A 25,282-nucleotide genomic window follows, 5' to 3' on the forward strand; every position below is an offset into this window, starting at 1 on the left:
CGGGCCCTCCGCCGAGTAGCTCCTGACTGCCGGCGAACTTCAAGGACCGGCGAAACGGACGTGAGGCGCATGAACGCGAAGGTGAAGGGGATGCGGGGGCTGTTTGCAGCTTTCGCCGCCGTCGTAATGACGGCGATGGCCGCGGGTGGGGTCCGCGCCGAGACAATGTTGACGGGGCAGCCCACGCCCGGTGGCATGAGCCTTCAGCCGGCGGCCTCGCCCCTGAAGCATCAGGTCATCTTCTTCCACGACATGATCCTGCTGCCGATCATCACGGTGATCAGCCTGTTCGTGCTGGCGCTGCTGCTGTGGATCGTCGTGCGCTACAACAAGAAGGCCAATCCTGTGCCTTCGAAGTGGAGCCACAACACCACGATCGAAGTGATCTGGACGCTCGTCCCGGTCCTGATCCTGATGTTCATCGCGATCTTCTCGTTCCGGCTGCTGTTCGACTATCACAACATGCCCAAGCCGGACCTGACGGTTAAGGCCGTCGGCTACCAGTGGAACTGGGGTTACGAGTACCCCGACCAGAAGGTGCCGGAGTTCATCTCGGCCATGCTGCCCGAGGAAGAGGTCGCCGCGCGCGGCCTGCCTCACAGCCTCTACCGCCTGGCCGCGACCGAACCGATGGTCGTGCCGGTGGGCAAGGTGGTGCGGGTCCAGGTGACCGGCGCCGACGTGATCCACTCGTTCGCCCTGCCTGCCTTCGGCCTCAAGACCGACGCCATTCCTGGCCGTCTCAACGAGACCTGGTTCAAGGCTGAGAAGGTCGGCACCTACTACGGCCAGTGCTCGGAACTGTGCGGCGTCGACCACGCCTTCATGCCGATCGAGATCAAGGTTGTGAGCCAGGCCGACTTTGACGCCTGGGTGGCCACCAAGGCTCCCGCCGCCGCGCCTGCGCCGGCTGCTGTCGCTCCCGCGACGGCCGCCGCGCCCGCCGCAGCGCCCGCTCCGACCGCCCCGGCGGCTCCCGCCGCCCCCGTCGCCGGCCCCGCGCCGGCGGCCGCGCACTGAATTCAGGATAAAGACCGATGGCTCACGCCGCCGCTCATGACGACTCCGAAGCCGAGCACATCCCCGGCTTCTTCACCCGCTGGTTCTTCTCCACGAACCACAAGGATATCGGCACGCTCTACATCATCTTCGCCATCATGGCGGGACTGGTGGGCGGCGCGCTGTCCGGCCTGATCCGCTGGGAGCTCGCCGCTCCCGGCATCCAGATCTTCGGCCCCAACTCCTCGGTCAGCCTGCTGGGCCTGATCGACCAGAGCCACCACGGCTACAACGCCGTGGTCACCGCCCACGCCCTGATCATGATCTTCTTCATGGTCATGCCGGCGATGATCGGCGGCTTCGGCAACTGGTTCGTGCCGATCATGATCGGCGCGCCGGACATGGCCTTCCCGCGCATGAACAACATCTCGTTCTGGCTGCTGGTCGCCGCCTGGGTCCTGCTGCTGACGTCGATGTTCGTCGACGGCGGTCCGGGCCACGGCTTCGGCGGCGGCTGGACGATCTATCCGCCGCTCTCGACCTCCGGCCACACCGGCCCGTCGATGGACCTGGCGATCTTCTCGCTCCACCTCGCGGGGGCCAGCTCGATCCTCGGCGCGATCAACTTCATCACCACGATCTTCAACATGCGCGCGCCGGGCATGACCCTGCACCGCATGCCGCTGTTCGTGTGGTCGATCCTGGTCACCGTCTTCCTGCTGCTGCTGTCGCTGCCGGTTCTGGCGGGCGCCATCACCATGCTGCTGACGGACCGCAACTTCGGCACCCACTTCTTCGATCCCGCCGGCGGCGGCGATCCGGTCATGTTCCAGCACCTGTTCTGGTTCTTCGGCCACCCGGAAGTGTACATCCTGATCCTGCCGGGCTTCGGCATGATCAGCCACATCGTCTCGACCTTCTCGAGGAAGCCCGTGTTCGGCTACCTCGCCATGGCCTACGCCATGGTCGCCATCGGCTTCGTCGGCTTCATCGTCTGGGCCCACCACATGTACACCGTGGGCATGGGCATCAACCTGCGGGCCTACTTCGTGGCCGCCACCATGGTCATCGCGGTGCCCACGGGCGTGAAGATCTTCAGCTGGATCGCCACGATGTGGGGCGGTTCGGTGAGCTTCAAGACCCCGATGCTCTGGGCGATGGGCTTCATCTTCCTGTTCACCGTCGGCGGCGTCACCGGCGTCGTGCTGGCCAACGCCGGCATCGACTATAGCCTGCACGACACCTACTACGTCGTCGCCCACTTCCACTACGTGCTCAGCCTGGGCGCGGTGTTCGCGATCTTCGCCGGCTTCTTCTACTGGTTCGAGAAGATGTGGGGCGTGAAGTACAACGAGTTCCTTGGCTGCGTGCAGTTCTGGATCATGTTCGTCGGCGTGAACCTCGTGTTCTTCCCGCAGCACTTCCTGGGCCTGCAGGGCATGCCGCGCCGCTACATCGACTATCCGGACGCGTTCGCGCTGTGGAACCAGGTCTCCTCGTTCGGCTACCTGATCACCGCGGCTGGCGTCGGCGTCTTCCTGATCATCCTGATCGAAGCCGCCATCCGTCGCCGTCCGGCGGAAGCCAACCCGTGGGGCGAAGGCGCCACGACGCTGGAGTGGACCCTGTCCTCGCCGCCGCCGTTCCACCAGTTCAACGAACCGCCGGTCATCGAGGCGGACCACCACTAGGTCCGCGACCATCGGAAGCACAACGGGGGCGCGTCAGGGTTGGACCCGGACGCGCCCTTCGCTTATGAAGCCATCACCCATGACCCAGCCCACCACCCTCAGCACCCGCGCCGCCGTTCCGGCGCTGTGGTCGGATTATCTGCAGCTGCTCAAGCCGCGGGTGATGTCGCTGGTGGTGTTCACCGCCCTGACCGGCTTCGTCTGCGCCGGCGTGGAGACCAATCCGCTGCTGGCGGCCATCGCCATCCTGTGCATCGCCATCGGCGCCGGGGCTTCGGGCGCGCTGAACATGTGGTTCGACGCCGATATCGACGGCCGCATGCGCCGTACGCGCGGCCGGCCCGTGCCGATGGGCAAGGTTCAGGGCGTCGAGGCCGCGACCATGGGCGTGGTGCTGTCGCTGTTCTCGATCATGCTGCTGGGCATGACCACCAACTGGCTGGCGGCCGGCATGCTGGCCTTCACGATCTTCTTCTACGTCGTGGTCTACACGATGTGGCTCAAGCGCTGGACGCCGCAGAACATCGTCATCGGCGGCCTCGCGGGCGCCCTGCCCCCGGCCATCGGCTGGGCGGCGGCCACCGGCTCGGCGCCGCTGAACGCCTGGCTGATGGTGCTGATCATCTTCATGTGGACGCCGCCGCACGCCTGGGCGCTGTCGCTCTACACCTCCGAGGACTACGCCAAGGTCGGCGTGCCGATGATGCCTGTGGCCCGGGGCGCGGCCTCGACCCGCCGGCAGATCTTCATCTACTCGCTGCTGTTCACGCCGATCTGCCTGATCCCGGCCTTCACCGGCCTGGGCGGCCCGGCCTATCTGGCCGTCGCGGCCCTCGGCGGCGCGGTGTTCCTGCTCCTGGCCTGGCGGGTGTTCCGCTCGAAGGCCGGCGACGTCCATGACGAGCGCCTCGAGGGCGAGGACCGGCTCTACGCCGTCCGCGCCGGCGCCAAGGACGCGCGCAACCTGTTCGCCTTCTCGATCCTGTACCTGACCCTGCTGTTCGCCGCCCTGCTGGGCGAGCATCTGCTGGGCGTCGCGCCGCTGGAGCTGCTCCAATGATGCCTGAACCGATTGAACGGCCGACCTATGACGTGGAGGCGTTCCGCAAGGCGCGCTCCGGTCGCAACGTCGCCCTGGGCCTGGGTCTGCTGGCCTTCGTGGTGATCGTGTTCATCGTCACCGTGATCCGGATGGGGGCCAATGCCCAACCCCACTTCTAGGCCCGACAGGAAGACGCTCAGCCGCAACGCGCGGCTCGGCCTCATCTGCGGCGTGGTGTTCGCCGGCATGGTCGGGGCGGCCTACGCCTCGGTGCCGCTGTACCGCGCCTTCTGCAACCTGACGGGCTTCGACGGCACCGTCAGCCGCGCGACCAAGGCGCCCGACCGGGTGCTGGCCCGCACGCTGACCATCCGCTTCGACGCCAACGTCCGCGACCTGCCCTGGACCTTCACCCCGAACCAGGTGAGCCAGGAACTGAAAATCGGCGACACGGGGCTGGCCTTCTACAAGGTGACCAACAACGGCAAGACGCCGCTGACCGGTCGCGCGGCCTACAACGTCATCCCCGAATCAGCCGGTCCCTACTTCCAGAAGCTCGAATGCTTCTGCTTCACCGACCAGACCATCGCGCCCGGCGCGACGGTCGAATTCCCGGTGGTCTATTTCGTGGATCCCAAGTTCGCCGAGGATTTCGAGAGCCGCGGCGCCCAGGAAGTCACACTTTCGTACACGTTCTTCCCCTCAACAGAGAAGAAAACCCAAGCGGCTCTTGGCGGAAACGCCGGGGCGAGGCTATAGCACCCTGAAAGTTGGAGCGGCTCGCCGCTCCGGGGGAACAAGAGGTTCAGGCACGATCATGGCCCACGGCGCCGTCAAACACGACTACCACCTGGTCAATCCCAGCCCCTGGCCGTTCGTCGGCTCCTTCGCCGCGATGGTGATGATGATGGGCGTTGTCGCAGGCCTGAAGGGTCTGTTCTGGGTCGAGAAGGGCAACTGGCTGTACGCGGCCGTTGGTTTCGCCCTCGTCCTGTTCACCATGGCCGGCTGGTGGGTCGATGTGACCAAGGAAGCCAACGCCGGCGATCACACCCCGGTGGTGTCGATCGGCCTGCGCTACGGCATGATCCTGTTCATCGCCTCGGAAGTGATGTTCTTCGTCGCCTGGTTCTGGATCTTCTTCGAGATGGTCCTGTTCCACGGACACCGCACCCTGACCCCCGAGATCGGCAATTTCGAGGGCGTGGCCGAGGCCTGGAAGACGTGGCCGCCCAAGGGCGTCGAACTGGTCCCCGCCTTCCACCTGCCGCTGGTCAACACCCTGACCCTGCTGCTGTCGGGCACCACGGTCACCTGGGCGCACCACGCGCTGCAGCAGGGCGATCGCAAGGCCGCCAAGATCGGCCTGTTCCTGACCATCGTGCTGGGCGTGCTGTTCACCTCGATCCAGGCGTTCGAGTACAACCACATCCTGCATGAGAAGCTGTTCTATTCCGAGGAAGCGGCCAACGCCGGCCTGTACGGCTCGTCGTTCTTCATGGCCACGGGCTTCCACGGCTTCCACGTGCTGATCGGCACCCTGTTCCTGATCGTCTGCTTCTTCCGTCTGCTGGGCGGCGGCTTCACGCCCAAGCAGCACTTCGGCTTCGAGGCGGCCGCCTGGTACTGGCACTTCGTCGACGTGGTGTGGCTGTTCCTGTTCGCCTTCATCTACGTGATCTTCGGGACGGCCTGACGTGGTCAATCCTTACGCGGCGGGGGCGGCGGGTCGCTGCCCCAACTGCGGCGAAGGTCATCTGTTCGAGGGCTTCCTCAAGATCGCCCCGACCTGCGAAGCCTGTGGCTTCGACCTGAAGACGGCCGATACCGGAGACGGTCCGGCCGTCTTCGTGATTCTGATCGGCGGCTTCATCGTCGCCTTCGGCGCGGTGTTCACCGAAATCGCCTGGAGCCCGCCGATCTGGCTGCAGCTGATCGTCTGGCTGCCGCTGACGGCGCTGGTCTGCGGCGCGCTGCTGCGGCCGTTCAAGGGCCTGCTGATCGCCGCCCAGTTCACCAACAAGGCCCGGGAGGCCGGTCGGGATGACACCTAGGCGCTTTCCGATCGGACTGACGATCGCCACGGCGATCTCGCTGGCGATCCTCTGCGGCCTGGGCGTCTGGCAGCTGAAGCGGCTGGCCTGGAAGACCGAGCTGCTGGCCAGCATCGCCGCGGCCCAGGCGCAGCCCCCCAAGCCCATCAGCGTTGTGCCGCTGACCAGCGCCTACCGCTTCCGGCGCGTGACGCTGGACTGTCCGGGCCTGGCCAGCGCGCCGTTCATCGAGCTCTACGCCATCAACACCGACGGCGAGCCCGGCCACCGCCTGGTATCGCTGTGCAGCCCGGTCGGCGCGCGCGCCGACATCATGGTCGACCGCGGCTTTGTCGCCGACACCATCTCCGCCCGCCCGGCCGTGAAGCCGTCGACCGCGGTGGTCCACCTGACCGGCGTGCTGCGCGAGGGCGAGAAGCCCGGCGCCTTCACCCCGCCGACGCTGCACAACCTGTTCTATGCGCGCGACATCGACCAGATGGCGCTGGCGCTCGGCGCCCGGCGCCATCCCGACGTGATGATCCTGGCCGAAACGGCGACCAATCCGGAGTTTCCGGCTCTGGTGCCCACGCCCCTGCCGCCGGACATTCCCAACCGCCACCTGGAATACGCCCTTACCTGGTTCGGCCTTGCGGGGGCCCTGGTCGCCGTTTATGCGGCGCTGGTCCGTCGCACGATGAAAGCAGCATGAAGTACGTCTCCACCCGCTCGGGCTCCGGGCCCGAGTCGCCGTCCGTCGGCTTTCTCGAAGCGGTTCTGTCCGGCCTCGCCCCCGACGGCGGCCTCTATGTGCCGGACGTCTGGCCCGAGATGACCCCGGCGGAGATCGCGGCGCTGGCCGGCCAGCCCTATCACCGCGTCGCCGCCGAGATCCTCAGCCGGTTCACCGGCCACGACATCCCCCGCGATGCGCTGGAGGAGATGTGCGAGGAGGCCTACGCCACCTTCACCCACGCGGCGGCCTGCCCGGTGAAGCAGCTGACGCCCGGCCTGTTCCTGGTCGAGCTGTTCCACGGCCCTTCGCTGGCCTTCAAGGACGTGGCGATGCAGCTGCTGGGGCGGCTGTACGACTACGCCCTGGCCCGCCACGGGCGGACCATGACCGTGGTCTGCGCCACCTCGGGCGACACCGGCGGCGCGGCCGTCGAGGCGTTCCGCGGCCGGGCCCACGCCCGTATCGTCGCCCTGTTCCCCGAAGGCCGGATCAGCGAGGTCCAGCGCCGCTTCATGACCACCGCCGGCGACTCCAATGTCGCCTGCGTCTCGGTCGAGGGCACCTTCGACGACTGCCAGGCGATCGTGAAGGCGATGTTCGGCGATGACCAGTTCCGCAACGCCGTGGACCTGTCGGGCGTCAACTCGATCAACTTCGCCCGCATCGCCGCCCAGGCCGTCTACTACTTCACTGCCGCCGTGGCGCTGGGGGCGCCGCACCGTCCCGTGGCCTTTGCGGTGCCGACCGGCAACTTCGGCGACGCCTTCGCCGGCTGGGTCGCCCGGCGCATGGGCCTGCCGATCGCGCACATCCTGGTGGCCACCAACAGCAACGACATCGTCGCGCGCGCCTTCGAGACCGGCCGCTACGCCCGCGGCGTGGTCGCCCCGACCCAGTCGCCGGCCATGGACATCCAGGTCGCCTCCAATTTCGAGCGGCTGTATTTCGAGAGCGTCCGCCGCGACGGCGTCGAGACCGGCCGCGCCTTCCGGGCGTTCAACGAGACCGGCGTCATCGACCTGCCGCCCCAGGCGCTGGCCGCCATGCGCGAGACCTTCTCGGGCGCCTCGGTGACCGAGGACGACACGGCCCGCAGCATGCTGTCGACGCTGAACGAGACCGGCGAACTGCTCGACCCGCACACCGCCGTGGCCATGGCCGCAGCGCGCCGCGCCAGCCTGCCCGACCCGACGACGCCGATGGCCATCCTGTCGACGGCCCATCCGGCGAAGTTCCCCGAGGCGGTCAGCGCCGCCACCGGGGTCACGCCCGACGTGCCGGCGGCCGCCCGCGGCCTGACCACCCAGACCGAGCGCTACGACCGCCTGCCCGCCGACGCCGAGGCCATCAAGGCCTACGTTCGCGCCTTCGCAGCCAAGTGACGGGACGCCTCCACACCCTGTCCAACGGCGTGCGGGTGGTCTTCGACCCCATGCCCGGCCTGCAGACCCTGGCCCTGACCGTCGTCGCCGGACGGGGGGCCCGCTACGAGGACGAGTCCCGCAGCGGCTGGTCCCATCTGCTGGAGCACATGGTGTTCAAGGGCGCCGGCGGCCGCACGGCCCGCGCCATCGTCGAGGACATCGAGTCGGCCGGCGGTCACCTGAACGCCGCCACCGGCTATGAGCGGACCAGCTTCCAGACCCGCAGTCTCGCCGGCGGCCTGCCGCTGGCCATGCGCATCACCGCCGACCTGGTGCTGCGCCCGACCATGGACGCCGGCGATCTGGTCCGCGAGAAGCAGGTCGTCGGCCAGGAGATCGCCGAGGCGGCCGACACGCCCGACGACCTGGTGTTCGAACTGGCCCAGGAGAAGGCCTTCACAGGACAGCCGCTCGGCCGGCCGATCCTCGGCACCGTCAAGTCGCTGAAGAGCGCGACGCCGCAGGCCCTGTCCGACTGGCGGGCCGCGCTCTACGCCACGGACCGGCTGGTGATCAGCGCCGCCGGCGCGGTCGACGAGGACGACCTGCTGAAACTGGCCGAGGAGTCGTTCGGACACCTGCCGCCGGTTTCCGGCGCCGCCCTGCCCCCCTCGCCCACCTTCACCGGCGGCGTGGCGGCGAAGCTGCGCAGGCTGGAGCAGGCGCATCTGGTGCTCATGCTTCCGGCCGTGGGCGCGATGGACGACGACTATTTCGTGCTGCGGCTGTTCGCCGAGGCGCTGGGGGGCGGCATGTCCTCGCGGCTGTTCCAGGAGGCGCGCGAGAAGCGCGGCCTGGCCTACGCCATCGATTCCTACGCCGACACCTACGCCGACGTCGGCATGCTGGGCGTCTACGCCGGCTGCGCGGCGGACAACGCCGTCGACCTGGCCAAGATCACCGCCGCCGAAACCCTGGCGCTGGCCGGGTCCGTCACGGACACCGAACTGGCCCGCGCCAAGGCGCAGCTGAAGGGCAGCCTGTTCATGGGCCGCGAGCAGCCTCTGAACCGCGCCGAACAGGCCGCCGGCCAGACCCTGATGTTCGGCCACCTCTACACGCCGGACGCCATCGCCGAGGCCATCGACAAGGTCACCCCGACCGATTTCGCCCGGCTCGGCGAGCGGCTGGTGGCGGACAGGCGGTGCGTGGTGTCGGTACTGGGCTCGAAAGCCGCACAGGCGGCGCCCGAGGCGTTCGCACGGGCGGCGTTCGGCTAGGCCGGGGCTGGGGCCATCCGCCGGTCAGGCGACCCAGATCACCTGACCGTACACGCCATCGCGCGTTACCTTGAGGCGCAAGAAGCTCGCCCTTGATCCTTTCGCCGGCATCACGGCGCTTCCCGGGTTGAGCGCCGAGCCGGCGCCAAAGCGCGCCTCATCGGGGCGATGGGTGCCCCCATGAAGCAGAACATCGACAGCGCCGCCGAAGAGATTCTCGCAAAGACGCCGCGCCCCTGTCATCGCGACAAAGGGATCGACGAATTCGGCCAGTCCAGCCCCCCTCGCGTCAAACACGCAGCCGATGCGGTAGCCGTCGCCTTCGAGTGTCAGGACGGTGCGTCGGGTTCGGAGGTCGTCTTCATCATCCGCGCCACGAACGCCCAGAACCGGGGCGATCTCCTCAAGCTGGTCGAGGCCGGATCGTTCGCCCATGTCGCCCAGGGTCACAATAAGGTCAGCACCCTGAAGACGGGGGAAGAGCGCGGCGGGAAACGTCGATCGGCCCTTGTGAATGTGGCAGTCGGCAAGGACCGCGATGTTCGTTCCTTCGAACGGGAGCCTCCACACCGAGTCCGACATTCCCTCCTCCAGGCGATCGGCGCGAAGTTCACCAAGGAAGCCTGCCCGACGCAACCCTGGGGATCATGCGTCCGCGCCGCATCGTCGACCGAATTGGATCGACCGCAGGCTGGCCGCGCGACCGCCTGCGCTGCGGTCAGGCGACGCCGAGCTTCCCGCGCTCGCCGTCTCGCGGCGTCGCCAGTTCCTCGGGCGTGATGAACTCCGCCAGGTCCTCCGCCTCGTAGAACGGCCGGATTTCCATCTCGCCCTTCTGGCCCGGGATGACCGGCGCACGCAGGGCCCAGTCCATGGCCTCGTCCATGTCCCTGACCTGCCAGATCGAGAAGCCGACGATCACCTCGCGGGTCTCGGCGAACGGTCCGTCGATGACCGTGCGACCGGCCCCGTCAAGGAGGATGCGCTTCGCCGAGGCGTCCGCCTTAAGTCCCGCCGCTGCGACGAAGACGCCCGCCGCGACGAGCTCTTCGGTAAACCGGTCCATCGCCGCGAACGCCTCGAGCATCTCGGCCGAGGGCGGCCCGTCCATCCGGGCGCCGTCGAAGGCCTTCGAGAACACCATCACGCGCATCGCCTGTCTCCCTGTTTGAGCCGGCCCCATTGGCGTCTCGACGGAACGACGAACGAGCCGTCCGGAAGCCGACTTTGGTCCGCGATTTTCCCCGCGGGCAGAGGACTCTTGCTCCCCTGGTCAATGCGCGCCACGCTTCGCCCATGTCGCTGCTCGAATGGATCTCGCCGGAGAACGGACCCACCCTGCAGGGGGACGGCGTGGTTCTGCGTCCGCCGCGCAAGCGGGATTATCCGGAGTGGCAGGCGCTGCGGCAGACCTCACGGCCGTTCCTGCAGCCGTGGGAGCCGGTCTGGTCGCCGGACGAGCTCAGCCCGGCCGCCTACGCCCGGCGGCTGGCGGCCTGGCGCAACGGACGGGACATGGACCAGATGTACGCCTTCTTCGTCTTCCGGGAGCGCGACGACGCCCTGGTCGGCGGCATCACCCTGAACAACGTGCGGCGCGGCGTCGCACAGACCGGCACGGTCGGCTACTGGTCGGGACAGCCTCATGCGCGACAGGGTCACACCCTGGCCGCCCTGCGCGCGGTGATCCGCTTCGCCTTCGGCCCGCTGGCCCTGCATCGGCTGGAGGCCGCCTGCCTCCCGACCAACGACGCCTCGGCCGCCCTGCTGCTGAAAGCGGGGTTCACGGAAGAAGGCTACGCCAAGGCTTATCTGAAAATTAACGGCGATTGGCGAGATCATCGCCTGTTCGGGCTGGTCTCACGCGAAGGCGCGTACAGCCGCCCGTAAGGAGAAGCCGGCGTGAACCGGTCATGAGGCTGCAGGCTCAGGATCGACGGGTATGGGACGCGGCGGCCACGCTTGAGGCGCTCGGCGGCGCCCATGTGGCCCTGTGGGTCTGGGAACCCGAGGACGACCGCTTCCGCGTCTACGGCGCCGCGCGCCAGCTTGGCCTGGGCCCCCTCGCCCCCGAATGCTCGTCCGCCGCCTTCCGCGCCCTGGCCGTGCCCCAGGACCGCGCCAGCGCCGAGGACCTGCTGCGCGTCCAGGCGCCCGGCTCCGAAATCACCCTGCGTATTCGCATGCGCGGCGGCGAAACCTGCCTGTGGCGCGGTGTCTGGCTTGAGGAAGGCGTACGCGCCTCGGGCGTGGTCGCGCCGGAGACCCGCTTCGCCGCCTCGGAATTCGACGCCCTGACGGGCCTGCTCGACCGGCGCAGTTTCGTCGCCCGCTGCCGCGAGCGGCTGACCCAGCCCTGCCGTCAGACCCTTGTGGTGGCCGATCTCGATCGTCTGCGCCGGCTCAACGAGGCCCTCGGCCATGACCGCGCCGACCTTGTTCTGGCGGCGCTGGGCTCGCGTCTGGCCGCCGCCTTCGGCGCGGAGGCCATCATGGCCCGCGTCGGCGAGGACGAATTCGCCATAATGACCTCCGGCGACCGCGACCCGGTCGAACGCTTGCGCAAGGCGCTGGAGCAGCCGCTGCGCATCGCCGGCTTCGACATCCTGCCGACCCTGGCCATCGGGGCCGTGGAGGCCGAAGGCGGCGAGGACGCGCCCGAGGCTTCGGAACTGCTGCGCCGCGCCGAGCTGGCGGTGGAAGCGGCCAAGAGCGCCGGTCGCGGCGGCGGCGCCGCCTACGGCCGCTCGATGGAAAGCGACGGCCTGTCGCAGCTGGCCCTCGAGTCCGACCTGCGCGGGGCCATCGGTCGCGGCGAGGTCGTGCCCTACTACCAGCCGGTCGTGCGGCTGTCGGACGGCGCCCTGTCAGGCTTCGAGGCGCTGTGTCGCTGGCGTCACCCGCGGCGCGGCCTGATCCCGCCGGACGACTTCCTGCCGCTGGTCGAGGAACTCGGCATGATGGTCGAGCTGGGCGCGCACATGCTCAAGACCTCGGCCCGGCAACTGGCCGCCTGGCGCCAGAGCCACCCGGCCGCCGGCAACCTGACCGTCAGCGTCAACCTGTCGACTGGCGAGATCGACCGGCCGGGCCTGATCGACGACGTCACCGGCCTGATCGTCAAGCACCGCCTGCCGGCCGGCTCGCTGAAGCTGGAGATCACCGAGAGCGACATCATGCGCGACCCGGACGGCGCGGCGAAGATCCTGCGCGCCTTGCGGGCCGGCGGCGCGGGCCTGGCGCTGGACGACTTCGGCACCGGCTTCTCGTCGCTGAGCTACCTGACGCGTCTGCCGTTCGACACCCTGAAGATCGACCGTTACTTCGTGCGCACCATGGGCGCCAACGAGGGCTCGGCCAAGATCGTGCGATCGGTGATCAAGCTTGGTCAGGACCTGAACCTCGAGGTCGTCGCCGAGGGCGTCGAGAACGCCATCATGGCCCGCCAGCTGATGGAGCTGGGCTGCGACTACGGCCAGGGCTTCGGCTACGCCCCGGCGCTGTCGCCGCAGGAGGCCGAGGTCTATCTGAACGAAAGCTACGTCGACGGAACGGCGCCGGTCCGCCGCCAGGGCTAGGCTCTGCCGCCCACGTCCGACAGCATCGCGGCCGACACGCCCAGCTTCTCAAGCGCCCGCGACCATTTGTGGTCGAAGTCGTCGCCGAAGATCAGCGCCTCGTCCGGGTCGCAGACCAGCCAGATGTTCTGGCGCACTTCCTGTTCCAGCTGGCCGGGCCCCCAGCCGGCGTAGCCGAGCGCCAGCAGCGCGCGGCGCGGGGCCGTCTCGCCGCCGAGGGCTTCGAGCACGTCGCGGGTGGTGGTCAGCGCGAGGCCGTCCTTGACCGGCAGGCTGACGCCCTCAAGCAGATAGTCGTCGGTGTGAAGCACGAAGCCGCGCTCGCGCTCCACCGGCCCGCCCATCAGCACCGCCTCGTCGGCGACCCGGCGCACCGGGGGATCGATGCCGATCTTCTCGAACAGCGATTCCAGCGTCATGCCGTCGAGCGGCCGGTTCACGGCCAGGCCGATGGCGTGCTCGGCGTCGTGGGCGCAGAGAAACACCACCGCCCGCTCGAAGCGGGTGTCGCCGATGCCGGGCATGGCGATCAGGAGACGTCCGGAGAGAAAGTCTGCGTCCGATGGCTCGGTCATGCGTTGATGATTGGCCTTCAAGGCGGCGGATTCAAGGTCGCCTGCTTGGCGAACCGCCCCGCCGCCTCTATTTGCACCATCGAGCGCCGTTCGGCGACAAGGGAGAGATCACATGACCATCAAAGCCGGCGACAAGCTGCCCGACGCCACCTTCATGACGTCCGGTCCGGAAGGCCCGCGCCCGATCACCACTGACGAGCTGTTCAAGGGCAAGACCGTCGCGGTCCTGGCCCTGCCGGGCGCCTTCACCCCGACCTGCTCGGCCAAGCACCTGCCGGGCTTCAAGGAGCACGCCGCCGAATTCCGCGCCAAGGGCGTGGACACCATCGCCTGCATCTCGGTCAACGACGTGTTCGTGATGAAGGCCTGGGGCGCCGACCAGGGCGTGGGCGACGACATCATCATGCTGGCCGACGGCAACGGCGACTTCACCAAGGCCATCGGCCTGGAGATGGACGGCAGCAAGTTCGGCATGGGCCTGCGCTCGCAGCGCTACTCCATGCTGGTCAAGGACGGCGTCGTCCAGACGCTGAACGTCGAAGCCGGCGGCGAGTTCAAGGTCTCGTCGGCGGACTACATGCTGGCGCAGCTGTAATCCGATCAGGGTTATGCGGGGACATGTACCGAAGGTACGTGTCCCCTAAACCTGGCCGCTCGATTGGGGGACACGTACCTTCGGTACATGTCCCCTTTTGCTATTCCACTTCCAGCACCGCGGCGCCCTGGACCACCCCGGCCACCTGGCCCGGAACCGTCGCCAGGATCTGTTCGGCGTAGAAGCGCCAGACGGCGGCGTAGGCCGCGTCCGCCGCCGCCATCTTCGCCAGCATCCAGCCCCCCGTCACATCGCCCGCCAGCTTGAGGAACGCCGTCGCGCCGGCCAGCGCGTCGGGCGTGCCCCTGCGCGCCGACAGCCAGGCCGCGGCCTCTTCCAGCGCGTCGACGCCGGCCGCCAGCCGGGGTTCGCCCGTCGCGGCCTCGCGGATGTCGGCCAGCAGCGAGGCCAGGGCCGCGCCGCCGCCGAGCGTGAGCTTGCGGCCGACCAGGTCGATGGCCTGGATGCCGTTGGTGCCCTCGTAGATCGGCAGGATGCGGGCGTCGCGGTAGTGCTGCGCCGCGCCGGTCTCCTCGATGAAGCCCATGCCGCCGTGAATCTGCACGCCGAGGCTGGCGGCCTCGACGCCGAGGTCGGTCGACCAGCCCTTGGCGATCGGGGTCAGCAGTTCCTCGCGCAGCTTGGCCGCCGTGCGGTCGGCCTCGCTCGCCGCATGGCGCGACAGGTCGGCCGCCACCGCCGTCGACAGGCAGATGGCCCGGGCCGCGAGGATCTTCGCCCGCATGAGCATCAGCATGCGGCGCACGTCGGGATGGTCGTGGATCGGGGCGTTGTTCTCGCCGGTCCAGGCCGAGCGGCCCTGGCGGCGCTCCAGCGCGAAGGCCAGCGCCTGCTGGTAGGCGCGTTCGGCGATGCCGACGCCCTGGGCGCCGACCTGCAGCCGCGCGGCGTTCATCATCGTGAACATCGCCGCCAGGCCCTGGTGCTCGACCCCGACCAGTTCAGCCTTCGCGCCCTCGAACGCCATCACGCAGGTGGGAGAGCCGTGGATGCCGAGCTTGTGCTCGACGCCCGCCGGCCGCACGGCGTTGGGGTCGCCCGCCGTCCCATCCGCGTTGAGCAGCCGCTTGGGACAGACGAACAGCGAGATGCCGCGGCTGCCCTCCGGCGCATCGGGCAGGCGGGCCAGCACCAGGTGGACGATGTTGTCGGCCGCGTCGTGGTCGCCCCAGGTGATGAAGATCTTCTGGCCGGTCAGGCGATAGCCGCCCGCCCCGTCGGGCTCGGCGCGGGTGGTCAGGGCGGCGAGGTCCGAGCCGGCCTGCGGCTCGGTCAGGTTCATGGTGCCGGTCCATTCGCCGCTGACCAGCCGGGGCAGGAAGCGGGCCTTCTGGCTTTCCGTCCCGTGCGCGGCGAGCGCCTCGATCGCGCCCTGGGTCAGCATCGGGCACAGGCCGAAGGCCAGGCTGGCGGCCTGGATCATCTCGAACACGGCGATCTCAAGCGTCTTGGGCAGACCCTGGCCGCCGAATTCCGGTTCGGCCGAGAGGCTGTTCCAGCCGCCTTGGGCAAACTGGCGATAGGCGTCGGCGAAGCCCGGCGCCGCGGTGACCTTGCCGTTGGCGTAGACCGCGCCGGTCCTGTCGCCCTGACGGTTCAGCGGCGCGATGACGCCCGAGGCGAACTCGCCCGCCGCTTCCAGAACGGCCCAGGCGGTCTCGGCGTCGGCATCCGGAAAGGCCTCACCCAGGCGGTCGAAACCGGCCGCCTTCAGTGCTGCTGTCATATCCCGGAGCGGCGCGGTGTAGGTCATGGAACATCTCCCTGTCGGCGGGGGTTTTAGGCCGGACGCCGCCCGTTCGTGAAGCCCGCGCCTTTCCGCCGCCACATCCGCGCCCTATGTCATTTGCAACCTGATCAGTCACAGTCGAGGTCGCCATGTTCCGCCCGTTCGCCGCCGCCCTGGCCCTCCTGCTGCTGACCGCGCCGATGGCGTCGGCCGCCCCCTCGACCGATCCGTCCGCCATGCCCGCCGGGACCTGGGCCGTCGACAAGACCCACGCCAGTCTGATCGCCCGGGTCAAGCACATGGGCCTGTCGGCCTACACGGTGCGCTTCACCGGGTTCGAGGCGTCCTACACCTGGGACCCGAAGTCCCCCCAAACTGCCCGGGTCGAGGCCGTCATTCAGGCCGCTTCGCTGGACACCGGCGAACCGAAGTTCAACGGCGAGTTCGCCGAGAAGTTTCTCGACGCCAAGGCCAACCCGGCGATCAGGTTCGTCTCGACCTCGATCGTCCAGACCAGCCCGGGCAAGGGAACCATGACCGGCGACCTGACCTTTCGCGGCGTGACCAGGCCGGTGACCCTCGACGTGGTGTTCGACGGCTACGCCTCCGGCCTGGGCGGCCAGCGCTCCGGCTTCTCGGCCAGGGGCGTGATCAAGCGGTCGGAGTTCGGCTCCACCTTCCTGCTCAACCCGCCGCTGGCGATGGTCGGCGACGATGTCGAGTTGATCCTCGAACTGGAGTTCGTGAAGCAGTAGGTTCAGGCAAAGACAGGAGCCGTCATGACCAGAACCCGCTATTCGACCGCCGCCATCCTTCTGCACTGGCTGACCGCCGGGCTTCTGGTCTGGACGGTGCTGCTCGCCTGGCAGTCCGAAGACCTGAAGGGCGCGGCCAAGATCGCCGTGCTCCAGCTGCACAAGCCGCTGGGCATCACGATCATGCTGCTGACCCTGCTGCGCATCGGCCTGCGCTTCGTCTATCCCGCCCCGCCGATGGGCGAGCACCTGAAGCCGTGGGAGATGAAGCTGGCCAGGTCGGTCTACGGCCTGTTCTACCTGCTGTTGCTGGTCCTGCCGCTGTCGGGATGGGCGATGGTCTCCGCCAGCGCCCTGATCCACCAGTATCCGATCAACATGTTCGGCCTGTTCAACTGGCCGGCCATCGAGCCGCTGTACGCCCTGCCCGGCGAGCTGCGCCACGCACGGCACGAGCAGCTGGAGACGATCCATGGCCTGGTGGCCAAGGTGATCATCTACGGCCTCGTTCCGCTGCATATCCTCGGCGCGCTGAAGCACCAGTTCATCGACAAGGACAATGAGCTGGCCAAGATGATCCCGTTCCTGGCCAAAAAGGACGCCACCGCATGAAACCCTTCGCGCCCCTGTTCGCCGTCGCGGCCATCGCCGCGGCGTCCCAGGCCTGGGCGGCCCCCGCGCCGGCCTGGACCGTGGACAAGGGCGCCTCGAAGGTGGCGTTCAGCTCCAGCTTCGACGGCGGCGCCTTCAGCGGATCGTTCCGTCGCTGGGACGCGGCGATCCGCTTTGATCCGGCGAATCTGACCGGCTCCTCCGCCATCGTGACCTTCGACATGACCTCGGCCGTCACCGGCGATTCCAGTCGCGACGGGGCCCTGCCGCAGGACGACTGGTTCGCCGCCGGCAAGTTCCCGAAAGCGACGTTCAGGGCCACGACCTTCAAGGCTCTCGGCGGCAATCGCTACCAGGCGGTCGGCGACCTGACGCTCCGCGGCGTCACGAAGCCGTTGACCCTGCCCTTCACCCTCGTCATCACCGGCGGCGTAGCGAAGATGAACGCCAGCGTGGGCCTGAACCGTCTGGCCTTCGGCGTGGGACAGGGCGAGTGGAAGACGACCGAGGTCGTGCCGGGAACGGTGACGGTCAACATCAGCCTGACAGCGAAGCGCGCCGGCTAGACCGCGCGGTCGCGGCCCTGCGCGCCGGCGGCCTCGTCATCCTTCCCACCGAGACGGTCTATGGCCTGGCCGCCGACGCGGCCAATCCGCGCGCCGTCGCCGCCGTCTACGCGGCCAAGGGCCGGCCGGGCTTCAACCCCCTGATCGCCCATGTCGCCGACCTCGCGGCCGCGCGGCGGATCGCCTTGCTCGACGACCGGGCCGAGCGGCTGGCGCGGGCCTTCTGGCCGGGGCCGCTGACGATCGTCGCGCCGGTGGCGGACGCCGCCGCCGTCTGCGACCTTGCCCGGGCCGGGCTCGACACCGTCGCCGTGCGCGTACCGGGGCACCCGGTCGCCCGCGCCCTGCTGGAGGCCTTCGGCGGGCCGGTGGTGGCGCCGTCGGCCAACCGCTCGGGCCGTCCGAGCCCGACGACCTTCGCCGACGCCGTCGAGGAGACCGGCCCGTCCGCCGCCGAGGCGCTCGATGGCGGCCCCTGTACGGTGGGTCTGGAGTCGACCGTGGTCGCCGTGCTGCCGGACGGCCCGGCGCGGCTGCTGCGGCCCGGCGCCGTGACGCGGGCGCAGATCGAGGCGCTGATCGGCCCGCTGGCCGAGGCGGACGACGACGCCAAACGCTCGCCCGGCCGGCTGGCGCTGCACTACGCGCCGGACGCGCCGGTAAGGATCAACGTGACCCGGCCCGGGCCCGGTGAGGCGTTCCTCGCCTTCGGACCGGGCGACAGCGCCTTTAACCTGAGCCCGACGGGCGATCTGGTCGAGGCGGCGGCGAACCTGTTCGCGATGCTGCGCGCCGCCGACCGGACCCGGCCCACCGCCATCGCCGTCGCCCCGATCCCGTCCGAAGGGCTTGGCGAAGCGATCAACGACCGCCTGAAGCGCGCCGCCGGCTTCGTCGGCTGACGACCGGCGCGCGGCGGGCTATGCTGGCCGCATGACCATCTCCGTCCCCGCTGACGTCATCTCCCGCCTGAAGGCCGTGCTCGGCGAGGGCGGCTGGAGCCAGGACCCCGAGCGCATCGCGCCGAAACTCGTCGAATGGCGCGGCCGCTGGACCGGCGCCACGCCGCTGCTGGTGCTCCCGAAGACCACCGCCGAGGTCGCGGCCGTGGTCGGCATCTGCGCCGAGTCGGGCACGGCGATCACGCCGCAGGGCGGCAACACCGGCCTGGTGTCCGGCCAGATCCCGCAGGGCGAGATCCTGCTGTCGACCGAACGGCTGAACCGCATTCGCGATATCGACGGCTTCGACGACGTGATCGTGGCCGAGGCCGGGGTGACGCTGGCGGCCGTGCATGAGGCGGCGGCAAAGCTGTCGCGCCGGTTCCCGCTGGGCCTAGCGTCCGAAGGCTCGGCGACGGTTGGCGGCGTCATCTCGACCAACGCCGGCGGCACCCAGGTGCTGCGCTACGGCACGACCCGCAATCTGGTGCTGGGCCTCGAGGCCGTGCTGCCCAACGGCGAGATCTGGAACGGTCTCAAGCGGCTGCGCAAGGATAACACGGGCTACGACCTCAAGCAGTTGCTGATCGGGGCCGAGGGCACGCTCGGGGTGATCACCGCCGCCAGCCTGAAGCTTTTCCCGGTGCTCAATTCCCGGGCCACCGCCGTGGTCGGGCTGGCGTCGCCGGCCGACGCCATCCGGCTGCTGGCCCGCGCCAAGGAAGAGACCGGCGGCGCCGTCGAGGCGTTCGAGCTGATGAGCCGGCTGGGCGTGCAGTTCGCGGTCGACCACATCCCCGGGATCCGCGAGCCGCTGGACGCCGTGCATCCCTGGTACCTGCTGGTCGAGACGGCCAGCGGCGAGCCGGGCGCCGCCGAGGGCGCGATGGAGCGGCTGCTGGGCCGGGCGCTGGAGGACGGCCTGATCCAGGACGCCGCCATTGCCCAGACCCAGGCCCAGGCGAAGGCCTTCTGGGCCGTGCGCGAGAACCAGTCCGGCGCCCAGAAGCCCGAGGGCGCGGCCTGGAAGCACGACGTCTCCGTGCCCGTCTCGCGCATCGCCGACTTCATCGAACAGGCCACGGCGGCGGTGCTGAAGCATGATCCGCGTGTGCGCGTGGTGGCGTTCGGCCATGTCGGCGACGGCAACGTCCACTACGACGTGCTTCGGCCGGCCGGCGGCTCGGACGAGGCGCACAACGAGGGTCGCGACGCCGGCTCGCGCATCGTCCACGACATTGTCGACGCCATGGAGGGCTCGATCAGCGCCGAGCACGGCCTGGGCGCGGCCAAGACCGCCGATGCCCTGCGCTACAAGCCGGCAATCGAGGTCGAGGCGCTGCGGGCGATCCGGAGCGCGCTGGACCCGAAGCGGATCATGAACCCGCGGGTGCTGTTCTAGGTCGTCTGCGGCGGCTTGGTGACCGTCACCGCCGGCGGCGGGGCGTCATTCACCGGCCCTTCGAACGTCACGTGGAAGCCGGTGATCTGCCAGGCGCCGCCCTTGCCCTTGGCCAGCACCGTCTGGGCCAGCACCGTCTGCGAGGGATAGCTGTAGGCGTGCACCAGCACGGCGTTGGTTCCGCCCGTGCCGGCGTTGATCGACCAGCTGCGGTTGGCGGCGGCGGTCGGCGCGCCCTCGGGCAGCGCGCCCTTTACCGCCGCCAGCTCGGCCAGGGCCTGCGGCGTACGCAGGGCGGGGGCCAGGTCGGTGTTCTGGCTCAGATCCGCGCCGGTGCGGATCTGCTCATAGAGCGCCCGGGCCTCGGCGTCGGCGGCCTTGTCCACCGTGGGCAGGCTGCAGGCCGTTACCGCGAGGCAGGCCGTGATCATCGCCAGAAACGTCCGCATGGCCGTCGCTCTCCATTCTGAACCGGCCGGGAGGATGACCCCGCCCGCGTGACCGGGGCAAGCGCGACGTCAGACGTCCGGGCCGGCGCTGGCGATGAGGGCGTTCAACGCCGCCAGATGGCCCTTGAGCGCCTGGCGCCCCGCGGCGGACAGCGTCAGCCAGGTGCGCACCCGCCCCCCCGACGGCGCCTTGCGGACGGTCAGGTAACCGGCCTCCTCCAGCAGCTTCACATGCTTGCTGAGCACGGATTCACTGACGTCGAGCGCCTCGCGGATGGTGGCGAAGTCGATGGTGGTGGCCGCCGCCAGCATGCAGCAGATCTGCAGCCGGTTGGGCGCATGAATGACGGGGTCGAGGGCGCCGCTCACAGAGGCTTCCCGTCCCGCAGGTCGCGACGATAGGCCATTTCCCAGACAAAGCCGCCGGCGGTGGTGAGGAGTGCGACCAGCACGCCGCCGATGACCGGGGCGATCGCCAGGCCCCGCTCCCGTGAAAGCCAGACGCTGCCCAGCATGATGGCCGTGACCAGCGCCGCGAGTCCGACCGCGACAACCATCGTGCGCCCCTTGCGGTAGCCGTTGATCCAGACCCCGGTGTGAGCCCGGTAGGCGTGCACCAGGCCCATGAGTCCGAGCAGGAAGACGGCGTAGTAGGGGCCGACGATCCACAGGGACTGGCCCTGAACGGCGACGAGGCCGCCGACCAACAGGCCCAGGGCCGGGTGATACCAGACCGGCGCGACGGCGCGGCGCGCCATGTCGGTTCTGGCGGCGTTGACCTCGGCCAGCATGCGGGCGGCGTCGTCGGGTGAAGGCGGGGCCATCGGCGTTTCCTGAGTTTCCATATTGGAAAGCTACCAATCACTTTCCACATCGTCAAGTTATAACTTTCCAACTCGGAAAGCTGCGTTGAGACTCATGCGAACGGGGCTGGCCTTCCCCGCCCGCGCGCTCTATCTCCGCCCCCATGCTGATGGTCATCTCGCCCGCCAAGGCCATGAATTTCGAGGCCCCGGAGCGGGTCCTGCCGCTGACCACGCCGGCGCTGAAGGACGACATCGCCGAACTGGACACGGTGACCCGCAAGCTGCGGCCGCGCGACCTGCGCCAGCTGATGGACATCTCCGAGAAGCTGGCCGACCTGAACCATGCCCGGTTCCAGGCCTTCGACCCGTCGGTCGAGGACGGGCTCCAGGCGGCCGTGGCCTTCAACGGCGATGTCTACGCCGGGCTGAACGCGCGTTCGCTCGATGCGAAGGCGTTCGCCTGGGCGCAGGACCACCTGCGCATCCTGTCGGGCCTGTACGGGGTGCTGCGCCCGGCCGACGCCATCCAGCCCTACCGGCTGGAGATGGGCGTCCAGCTGAAGACGAAGCGCGGCAAAAGCCTCTACCAGTTCTGGGGCGACCGCATCGCCCGCGCGCTCAACGAGGCCGCCGAGGGCCACAGGGACCGGCGGCTGGTGAACCTGGCCAGCCAGGAATACTTCGGGGCCGTCGACCTGAAGGCCCTGACCCTGCCGGTGATCACCTGCCGGTTCTTCGAGGACCGCGGGGACGTGACCAAGCAGATCAGCTTCATGGCCAAGAAGGCCCGCGGCATGATGGCCCGCTACGCCATCGACGGCCGCATCGACCGGGTCGAGGGGCTCAAGGACTTCGACCGCGAGGGCTACGCCTGGCGACCTGACCTCTCGACCGACGTCGACTGGGTCTTCCTGCGCAAGTCAGGCTGAATTGCCGCTCGCTCTCACGGGCCTGAACGTTTATGTTGCACCGCAACAAAAACTGGCGGGAGCTATCGCCCATGACCTCCGAACTTCGGGGACAGGTCGCCATCATCACGGGCTCGACGAGCGGAATCGGGCACGGACTGGCTGACGCGCTGGGCGCGGCCGGCGTCAATCTGGTGATCAACGGCCTCGGCGATCCGGCCGCCATCGAAGCCACGCGCGCCGATCTGGCGGCGCGCCACGGTGTCGAGGTGCGCTACCACGGCGCTGACATGACGAAGCCGGACGAGATCGCCGACATGGTCGCCTCGACCGTCGCCGCCTTCGGTCGCCTCGACATTCTGATCAACAACGCCGGGGTGCAGCACGTTTCGCCGATCGAGGACTTCCCGATCGACTGGTGGGACCGCATCCTGGCCATCAACCTGTCGTCGGTGTTCCACGCCACGCGGGCCGCGATCCCGGCGATGAAGGCGGCGAAGCGCGGGCGCATCGTCAACATCGCCTCGGCCCACGCCCTCGTCGCCTCGCCGTTCAAGAGCGCCTACGTCGCCGCCAAGCACGGCGTCGCCGGCTTCACCAAGACCGCCGCGCTCGAGCTGGCCACCAGCGGCGTGACGGTCAACGCCATCTGCCCCGGCTATGTGAAGACGCCGCTCGTCGAGGCCCAGATCGCTGACCAGGCCAGGACCCGCGGCATCAGCGAGGAAGCCGTCATGCGCGACGTCATCCTCGCCGCCCAGCCGACCAAGCAGTTCGTCACCGTCGAGCAGCTGGCCGGGATGCTGCTGTACCTGTGCGCCGATGTGGGGGCGTCGGTGAACGGGGCCATCCTTTCCGTCGACGGCGGATGGACCGCCGCGTGAAGCCCCCGGCCAGCCGCGCGCCCCGCCCGATCAGCCTGGCGCTGCAGGGCGGCGGATCGCACGGGGCCTTCGAGTGGGGCGTGATCGAGCGCCTGCTCGAGGAAGAAACCCTGGAGATCGCCGCCGTCACCGCCGCGTCGGCCGGGGCGATGAACGCCGCGGCCCTCGCCACGGGCCTGGCGGCGGGCGGCCGCGAGGGGGCGAAGGCCAGCCTGGCCGCGCTGTGGCGGGCCTCGAGCAACGCCGACAGCCGCAACGGCACGGTCTTCGGCGACTCCAGCGTCTGGACCTCGGTGCTTCGGCCCGACTGGCTGAAGGACAGCCCGGCCTGGCGCTGGGCCGGCAGCCTCGGCACGACGCTCAGTCCCTACGAGTTCAACCCCTTCAACCTGAACCCGCTGAAAGCGGTGCTCGAGAAGGTCATCGACTTCGAGGCCATCCGCGCGCCCACGGCGCTTCAGCTCTACGTGTCCGCCACCGGCGTGCGCTCGGGCAAGGCGCGGATTTTCCGCAATGAAGAGCTGACGGTCGATCACCTCCTCGCCTCGGCCTGTCTGCCGACGCTGTTCCACGCGGTCGAGATTGAGGGCGAGCCCTACTGGGACGGCGGCTACCTGGCCAATCCGGCGCTCTGGCCGCTGCTCTACGCCGACACCCCGGACGACGTGCTGGTGGTCAGTCTCAATCCGTTCGAGCGCAAGGAACTGCCCAGAAGCCCGGCGGAAATCATGGACCGGCTCAACGAGATCACCTTCAACGCCAGCCTGTCGGCCGAGCTTCGGGCGATCGCCTTCGTGCGGAAGTTGCTCGACGAGGGCTTGCTCAAGGAGAGCGCCCGGAGCCATTACCGGCATATGTTTGTGCATGCGATCACCGCCGACGGCTACCTGGGCGACCTGTCCATGGCCTCGAAGTTCAGCACCGAATGGTCCTTCCTGACCGACCTGCGCGGGCGCGGGCGGGCGGCCGCCGACGCCTGGCTGGCGGCCAATCTCGACAAGGTCGGAGTCGCCTCCACCGTCGACCTGAGGGCCGAATTCCTGTGAGCGGACAGCATCCCCGGCCGACGGCCGGCGTCGTCTGCTTCCGCGACTCGGAGATCCTGCTGATCAAGCGCGGCACCGCCCCCCGGCTGGGCCAGTGGAGCCTGCCCGGCGGCCGGATCGAGTGGGGCGAGAGCTCGGCCGACGCCGCCCTGCGCGAACTGATCGAAGAAACCGGCGTCACCGCCGAGCTTCTGGGCCTGATCGACGCCGTCGACGGAATCATGACCTCGCGCGAAACCGGCGAGGTCACCCGCCACTATGTGATGGTCGACTACGCCGCCCGCTGGGTGTCGGGCGAGCCGGTCGCCGGGGACGACGCGGCCGACGCCCGGTTCTTTTCGCGCGAGACGGCGCTTGATCTGATCGAGTGGGATGTCACCCGTCGGGTGGTCGAGGAGGCCTTCGACCGTTTCGGCGCTTGACCGCCGCCGCGTCACCCGCCTTTTGTGCGCCTCAAACAGATGTTCACGGGGAGTGACGCACCATGGCCTACAAGCCCTTTGACCTGACCGGCAAGGTCGCGCTCGTCACCGGCGGCAACGGCGGCATTGGCCTCGGCATGGCCGAGGCGATGGCCCAGGCCGGCGCCGACATCGTCATCTGGGGGTCCAACCCCGACAAGACGCTGGCCGCCGAAGGCAAGCTGACCAGCTACGGCGTGCGGGTGAAGGCCCAGATCGTCGACTGCGCCGACGAGGCCCAGGTGGTCGCGGGCATGCAGGAAGCCGTGACGGCCATGGGCCGGGTCGACACCGTGATCGCCAACGCCGGCCGCGGCCGGGGCGCGGCGTCCTTCTCCGAGATGTCCACCGACGTGTGGAACTTCAACATGGCGCTGAACCTCGACGGCGTGTTCTGGACCCTGCGGGAAGCGGCCAAGCACATGGTCGAGCGCGCCAAGACCGGCGATCCCGGCGGTTCGCTGATCGGCGTCGCCTCGCTGGCCGCCATCGAGGGCGCGGCCCGCAACGAGGCCTATGCCGCGACCAAGGGCGCGGTGGTCTCGCTGATGAAGTCGATCGCCGTCGAGCACGCCCGCTACGGCGTGCGCGCCAACTCCATCCTGCCCGGCTGGATCGCCACCGACATGACCGCCGGCGCCCAGGGCAACGACAAGTTCACCACCAACGTCATCAGCCGCGTGCCGATGCGTCGCTGGGGCACGCCCGAGGACTTCGGCGGCATGGCCGTCTACCTGGCGTCCGACGCCTCCCGTTTCCACACCGGCGATTCCTTCCTGATCGACGGCGGCTACGCGATCTTCTGAGAA

The 25,282-nt window shown here is 69.1% G+C and carries 30 protein-coding genes; 23 read left to right on the forward strand and 7 right to left on the reverse strand.

Features of this window, described 5'->3' with window-relative positions; all coding sequences use genetic code 11:
• Positions 1-69: 69 nt before the first annotated feature.
• The 10 genes from coxB to AC1RN0_RS12170 all read left to right on the forward strand — a co-directional run bounded on the left by coxB (position 70) and on the right by AC1RN0_RS12170 (position 9,145).
• A complete protein-coding gene (gene coxB / locus AC1RN0_RS12125) occupies positions 70-1,020 on the forward strand; it encodes a cytochrome c oxidase subunit II (protein ID WP_492787692.1) in 951 nt (316 codons plus the stop codon).
• 17 nt (positions 1,021-1,037) lie between these two features.
• Positions 1,038-2,690 (forward strand): cytochrome c oxidase subunit I, encoded by a 1,653-nt coding sequence (gene ctaD / locus AC1RN0_RS12130; protein WP_492787693.1) that lies wholly within the window; start codon positions 1,038-1,040, stop codon positions 2,688-2,690.
• Positions 2,691-2,754: 64 nt separating this feature from the next.
• Entirely contained in the window at positions 2,755-3,750 is a 996-nt protein-coding gene (cyoE, locus tag AC1RN0_RS12135) for a heme o synthase (RefSeq protein WP_492787694.1), read from the forward strand.
• Positions 3,747-3,911: a cytochrome c oxidase system small membrane protein gene (locus AC1RN0_RS12140; RefSeq protein ID WP_492787695.1), complete on the forward strand. Its 165-nt coding sequence runs from the start codon at positions 3,747-3,749 to the stop codon at positions 3,909-3,911. The genes cyoE and AC1RN0_RS12140 overlap by 4 nt, the downstream gene beginning before the upstream one ends.
• On the forward strand, positions 3,892-4,491 hold the full coding sequence (locus tag AC1RN0_RS12145; RefSeq protein WP_492787696.1) for a cytochrome c oxidase assembly protein: 600 nt from the start codon (positions 3,892-3,894) through the stop codon (positions 4,489-4,491). The genes AC1RN0_RS12140 and AC1RN0_RS12145 overlap by 20 nt, the downstream gene beginning before the upstream one ends.
• A gap of 58 nt (positions 4,492-4,549) precedes the next feature.
• The gene (locus tag AC1RN0_RS12150) at positions 4,550-5,428 is read left to right on the forward strand and encodes a cytochrome c oxidase subunit 3 (RefSeq protein WP_492787697.1); all 879 of its coding nucleotides are present in this window, start codon (positions 4,550-4,552) and stop codon (positions 5,426-5,428) included.
• Position 5,429: 1 nt separating this feature from the next.
• Positions 5,430-5,786: a DUF983 domain-containing protein gene (locus AC1RN0_RS12155; RefSeq protein WP_492787698.1), complete on the forward strand. Its 357-nt coding sequence runs from the start codon at positions 5,430-5,432 to the stop codon at positions 5,784-5,786.
• Complete coding sequence (locus tag AC1RN0_RS12160) at positions 5,776-6,477, forward strand: SURF1 family protein (protein ID WP_492787699.1); 702 nt, start codon at positions 5,776-5,778, stop codon at positions 6,475-6,477. The genes AC1RN0_RS12155 and AC1RN0_RS12160 overlap by 11 nt, the downstream gene beginning before the upstream one ends.
• The gene (thrC, locus tag AC1RN0_RS12165; protein WP_492787700.1) at positions 6,474-7,883 is read left to right on the forward strand and encodes a threonine synthase; all 1,410 of its coding nucleotides are present in this window, start codon (positions 6,474-6,476) and stop codon (positions 7,881-7,883) included. Before AC1RN0_RS12160 ends, thrC begins: the two co-directional genes overlap by 4 nt.
• On the forward strand, positions 7,880-9,145 hold the full coding sequence (locus tag AC1RN0_RS12170; RefSeq protein WP_492787701.1) for a M16 family metallopeptidase: 1,266 nt from the start codon (positions 7,880-7,882) through the stop codon (positions 9,143-9,145). The genes thrC and AC1RN0_RS12170 overlap by 4 nt, the downstream gene beginning before the upstream one ends.
• 24 nt (positions 9,146-9,169) lie before the next feature.
• Here AC1RN0_RS12170 and AC1RN0_RS12175 read toward each other — a convergent pair whose 3' ends face one another.
• Together AC1RN0_RS12175 and AC1RN0_RS12180 are read right to left on the reverse strand one after the other, a co-directional pair.
• Positions 9,170-9,727 (reverse strand): metallophosphoesterase family protein, encoded by a 558-nt coding sequence (locus AC1RN0_RS12175; protein WP_492787702.1) that lies wholly within the window; start codon positions 9,725-9,727, stop codon positions 9,170-9,172.
• Positions 9,728-9,863: 136 nt separating this feature from the next.
• Complete coding sequence (locus AC1RN0_RS12180; protein ID WP_492787703.1) at positions 9,864-10,298, reverse strand: YciI family protein; 435 nt, start codon at positions 10,296-10,298, stop codon at positions 9,864-9,866.
• A 143-nt stretch (positions 10,299-10,441) separates the two neighbouring features.
• Between AC1RN0_RS12180 and AC1RN0_RS12185 the strand changes: the two genes are divergently transcribed.
• Entirely contained in the window at positions 10,442-11,035 is a 594-nt protein-coding gene (locus tag AC1RN0_RS12185) for a GNAT family N-acetyltransferase (protein ID WP_492787704.1), read from the forward strand.
• A 23-nt stretch (positions 11,036-11,058) separates the two neighbouring features.
• Positions 11,059-12,723 (forward strand): putative bifunctional diguanylate cyclase/phosphodiesterase, encoded by a 1,665-nt coding sequence (locus AC1RN0_RS12190; protein WP_492787705.1) that lies wholly within the window; start codon positions 11,059-11,061, stop codon positions 12,721-12,723.
• On the opposite strand, the gene AC1RN0_RS12195 is transcribed toward AC1RN0_RS12190, so the two are convergent.
• Complete coding sequence (locus tag AC1RN0_RS12195; protein WP_492787706.1) at positions 12,720-13,298, reverse strand: YqgE/AlgH family protein; 579 nt, start codon at positions 13,296-13,298, stop codon at positions 12,720-12,722. The two genes, AC1RN0_RS12190 and AC1RN0_RS12195, sit on opposite strands and share 4 nt — an antisense overlap.
• 112 nt (positions 13,299-13,410) lie before the next feature.
• Between AC1RN0_RS12195 and AC1RN0_RS12200 the strand changes: the two genes are divergently transcribed.
• The gene (locus AC1RN0_RS12200) at positions 13,411-13,893 is read left to right on the forward strand and encodes a peroxiredoxin (RefSeq protein WP_492787707.1); all 483 of its coding nucleotides are present in this window, start codon (positions 13,411-13,413) and stop codon (positions 13,891-13,893) included.
• 100 nt (positions 13,894-13,993) lie between these two features.
• Here the strand turns inward: AC1RN0_RS12200 and AC1RN0_RS12205 are convergent, their stop codons facing one another.
• The gene (locus AC1RN0_RS12205; protein ID WP_492787708.1) at positions 13,994-15,667 is read right to left on the reverse strand and encodes an acyl-CoA dehydrogenase family protein; all 1,674 of its coding nucleotides are present in this window, start codon (positions 15,665-15,667) and stop codon (positions 13,994-13,996) included.
• A 125-nt stretch (positions 15,668-15,792) separates the two neighbouring features.
• Between AC1RN0_RS12205 and AC1RN0_RS12210 the strand changes: the two genes are divergently transcribed.
• Genes AC1RN0_RS12210 through AC1RN0_RS12230 form a run of 5 tightly spaced genes read left to right on the forward strand, consistent with a single transcriptional unit; the run spans position 15,793 to position 19,919 of the window.
• Positions 15,793-16,398 carry a YceI family protein gene (locus tag AC1RN0_RS12210; protein ID WP_492787709.1) on the forward strand — a complete coding sequence of 202 codons (606 nt, stop codon included), beginning with the start codon at positions 15,793-15,795 and terminating at the stop codon, positions 16,396-16,398.
• A 24-nt stretch (positions 16,399-16,422) separates the two neighbouring features.
• A complete protein-coding gene (locus tag AC1RN0_RS12215; protein WP_492787710.1) occupies positions 16,423-17,010 on the forward strand; it encodes a cytochrome b in 588 nt (195 codons plus the stop codon).
• Positions 17,007-17,576: a YceI family protein gene (locus AC1RN0_RS12220; RefSeq protein ID WP_492787711.1), complete on the forward strand. Its 570-nt coding sequence runs from the start codon at positions 17,007-17,009 to the stop codon at positions 17,574-17,576. The genes AC1RN0_RS12215 and AC1RN0_RS12220 overlap by 4 nt, the downstream gene beginning before the upstream one ends.
• Positions 17,504-18,478 carry an L-threonylcarbamoyladenylate synthase gene (locus AC1RN0_RS12225; RefSeq protein WP_492787712.1) on the forward strand — a complete coding sequence of 325 codons (975 nt, stop codon included), beginning with the start codon at positions 17,504-17,506 and terminating at the stop codon, positions 18,476-18,478. Before AC1RN0_RS12220 ends, AC1RN0_RS12225 begins: the two co-directional genes overlap by 73 nt.
• A 31-nt stretch (positions 18,479-18,509) precedes the next feature.
• A complete protein-coding gene (locus tag AC1RN0_RS12230; protein WP_492787713.1) occupies positions 18,510-19,919 on the forward strand; it encodes an FAD-binding oxidoreductase in 1,410 nt (469 codons plus the stop codon).
• Here AC1RN0_RS12230 and AC1RN0_RS12235 read toward each other — a convergent pair.
• The 3 genes from AC1RN0_RS12235 to AC1RN0_RS12245 all read right to left on the reverse strand — a co-directional run bounded on the left by AC1RN0_RS12235 (position 19,916) and on the right by AC1RN0_RS12245 (position 21,192).
• Positions 19,916-20,368 carry a hypothetical protein gene (locus AC1RN0_RS12235; RefSeq protein ID WP_492787714.1) on the reverse strand — a complete coding sequence of 151 codons (453 nt, stop codon included), beginning with the start codon at positions 20,366-20,368 and terminating at the stop codon, positions 19,916-19,918. The genes AC1RN0_RS12230 and AC1RN0_RS12235 overlap by 4 nt on opposite strands.
• A gap of 69 nt (positions 20,369-20,437) precedes the next feature.
• A complete protein-coding gene (locus AC1RN0_RS12240; protein WP_492787715.1) occupies positions 20,438-20,737 on the reverse strand; it encodes a transcriptional regulator in 300 nt (99 codons plus the stop codon).
• Positions 20,734-21,192 carry a hypothetical protein gene (locus AC1RN0_RS12245; RefSeq protein WP_492787716.1) on the reverse strand — a complete coding sequence of 153 codons (459 nt, stop codon included), beginning with the start codon at positions 21,190-21,192 and terminating at the stop codon, positions 20,734-20,736. The genes AC1RN0_RS12240 and AC1RN0_RS12245 overlap by 4 nt, the downstream gene beginning before the upstream one ends.
• Before the next feature lie 143 nt (positions 21,193-21,335).
• Between AC1RN0_RS12245 and yaaA the strand changes: the two genes are divergently transcribed.
• From yaaA to AC1RN0_RS12270, 5 genes are all read left to right on the forward strand, one after another.
• Positions 21,336-22,103, forward strand: coding sequence for a peroxide stress protein YaaA (yaaA, locus tag AC1RN0_RS12250; RefSeq protein WP_492787717.1), 768 nt, complete (start codon positions 21,336-21,338; stop codon positions 22,101-22,103).
• Between the two features lie 71 nt (positions 22,104-22,174).
• The gene (locus AC1RN0_RS12255) at positions 22,175-22,966 is read left to right on the forward strand and encodes a 3-hydroxybutyrate dehydrogenase (RefSeq protein ID WP_492787718.1); all 792 of its coding nucleotides are present in this window, start codon (positions 22,175-22,177) and stop codon (positions 22,964-22,966) included.
• Positions 22,951-24,012, forward strand: a complete 1,062-nt coding sequence (locus AC1RN0_RS12260) for a patatin-like phospholipase family protein (RefSeq protein WP_492787719.1) — start codon at positions 22,951-22,953, stop codon at positions 24,010-24,012. The genes AC1RN0_RS12255 and AC1RN0_RS12260 overlap by 16 nt, the downstream gene beginning before the upstream one ends.
• Entirely contained in the window at positions 24,009-24,434 is a 426-nt protein-coding gene (locus tag AC1RN0_RS12265) for an NUDIX hydrolase (RefSeq protein ID WP_492787720.1), read from the forward strand. The genes AC1RN0_RS12260 and AC1RN0_RS12265 overlap by 4 nt, the downstream gene beginning before the upstream one ends.
• A 62-nt stretch (positions 24,435-24,496) precedes the next feature.
• On the forward strand, positions 24,497-25,279 hold the full coding sequence (locus AC1RN0_RS12270) for an SDR family NAD(P)-dependent oxidoreductase (RefSeq protein ID WP_492787721.1): 783 nt from the start codon (positions 24,497-24,499) through the stop codon (positions 25,277-25,279).
• Positions 25,280-25,282 lie beyond the last annotated feature (3 nt).

It is taken from the genome of Caulobacter sp. GW821-FHT12F03 (assembly GCF_058806855.1).

Bases quoted from the DNA above. Each gene is read 5' to 3' on its own strand.
- coxB (WP_492787692.1), top strand. From the start codon at position 70: ATGAACGCGAAGGTGAAGGGGATGCGGGGGCTGTTTGCAGCTTTCGCC.
- ctaD (WP_492787693.1), top strand. From the start codon at position 1,038: ATGGCTCACGCCGCCGCTCATGACGACTCCGAAGCCGAGCACATCCCC.
- cyoE (WP_492787694.1), top strand. From the start codon at position 2,755: ATGAAGCCATCACCCATGACCCAGCCCACCACCCTCAGCACCCGCGCC.
- AC1RN0_RS12140 (WP_492787695.1), top strand. From the start codon at position 3,747: ATGATGCCTGAACCGATTGAACGGCCGACCTATGACGTGGAGGCGTTC.
- AC1RN0_RS12145 (WP_492787696.1), top strand. From the start codon at position 3,892: ATGCCCAACCCCACTTCTAGGCCCGACAGGAAGACGCTCAGCCGCAAC.
- AC1RN0_RS12150 (WP_492787697.1), top strand. From the start codon at position 4,550: ATGGCCCACGGCGCCGTCAAACACGACTACCACCTGGTCAATCCCAGC.
- AC1RN0_RS12160 (WP_492787699.1), top strand. From the start codon at position 5,776: ATGACACCTAGGCGCTTTCCGATCGGACTGACGATCGCCACGGCGATC.
- thrC (WP_492787700.1), top strand. From the start codon at position 6,474: ATGAAGTACGTCTCCACCCGCTCGGGCTCCGGGCCCGAGTCGCCGTCC.
- AC1RN0_RS12175 (WP_492787702.1), bottom strand. From the start codon at position 9,727: ATGTCGGACTCGGTGTGGAGGCTCCCGTTCGAAGGAACGAACATCGCG.
- AC1RN0_RS12180 (WP_492787703.1), bottom strand. From the start codon at position 10,298: ATGCGCGTGATGGTGTTCTCGAAGGCCTTCGACGGCGCCCGGATGGAC.
- AC1RN0_RS12185 (WP_492787704.1), top strand. From the start codon at position 10,442: ATGTCGCTGCTCGAATGGATCTCGCCGGAGAACGGACCCACCCTGCAG.
- AC1RN0_RS12190 (WP_492787705.1), top strand. From the start codon at position 11,059: ATGAGGCTGCAGGCTCAGGATCGACGGGTATGGGACGCGGCGGCCACG.
- AC1RN0_RS12195 (WP_492787706.1), bottom strand. From the start codon at position 13,298: ATGACCGAGCCATCGGACGCAGACTTTCTCTCCGGACGTCTCCTGATC.
- AC1RN0_RS12200 (WP_492787707.1), top strand. From the start codon at position 13,411: ATGACCATCAAAGCCGGCGACAAGCTGCCCGACGCCACCTTCATGACG.
- AC1RN0_RS12205 (WP_492787708.1), bottom strand. From the start codon at position 15,667: ATGACCTACACCGCGCCGCTCCGGGATATGACAGCAGCACTGAAGGCG.
- AC1RN0_RS12210 (WP_492787709.1), top strand. From the start codon at position 15,793: ATGTTCCGCCCGTTCGCCGCCGCCCTGGCCCTCCTGCTGCTGACCGCG.
- AC1RN0_RS12215 (WP_492787710.1), top strand. From the start codon at position 16,423: ATGACCAGAACCCGCTATTCGACCGCCGCCATCCTTCTGCACTGGCTG.
- AC1RN0_RS12220 (WP_492787711.1), top strand. From the start codon at position 17,007: ATGAAACCCTTCGCGCCCCTGTTCGCCGTCGCGGCCATCGCCGCGGCG.
- AC1RN0_RS12230 (WP_492787713.1), top strand. From the start codon at position 18,510: ATGACCATCTCCGTCCCCGCTGACGTCATCTCCCGCCTGAAGGCCGTG.
- AC1RN0_RS12235 (WP_492787714.1), bottom strand. From the start codon at position 20,368: ATGCGGACGTTTCTGGCGATGATCACGGCCTGCCTCGCGGTAACGGCC.
- AC1RN0_RS12245 (WP_492787716.1), bottom strand. From the start codon at position 21,192: ATGGCCCCGCCTTCACCCGACGACGCCGCCCGCATGCTGGCCGAGGTC.
- yaaA (WP_492787717.1), top strand. From the start codon at position 21,336: ATGCTGATGGTCATCTCGCCCGCCAAGGCCATGAATTTCGAGGCCCCG.
- AC1RN0_RS12255 (WP_492787718.1), top strand. From the start codon at position 22,175: ATGACCTCCGAACTTCGGGGACAGGTCGCCATCATCACGGGCTCGACG.
- AC1RN0_RS12260 (WP_492787719.1), top strand. From the start codon at position 22,951: ATGGACCGCCGCGTGAAGCCCCCGGCCAGCCGCGCGCCCCGCCCGATC.
- AC1RN0_RS12270 (WP_492787721.1), top strand. From the start codon at position 24,497: ATGGCCTACAAGCCCTTTGACCTGACCGGCAAGGTCGCGCTCGTCACC.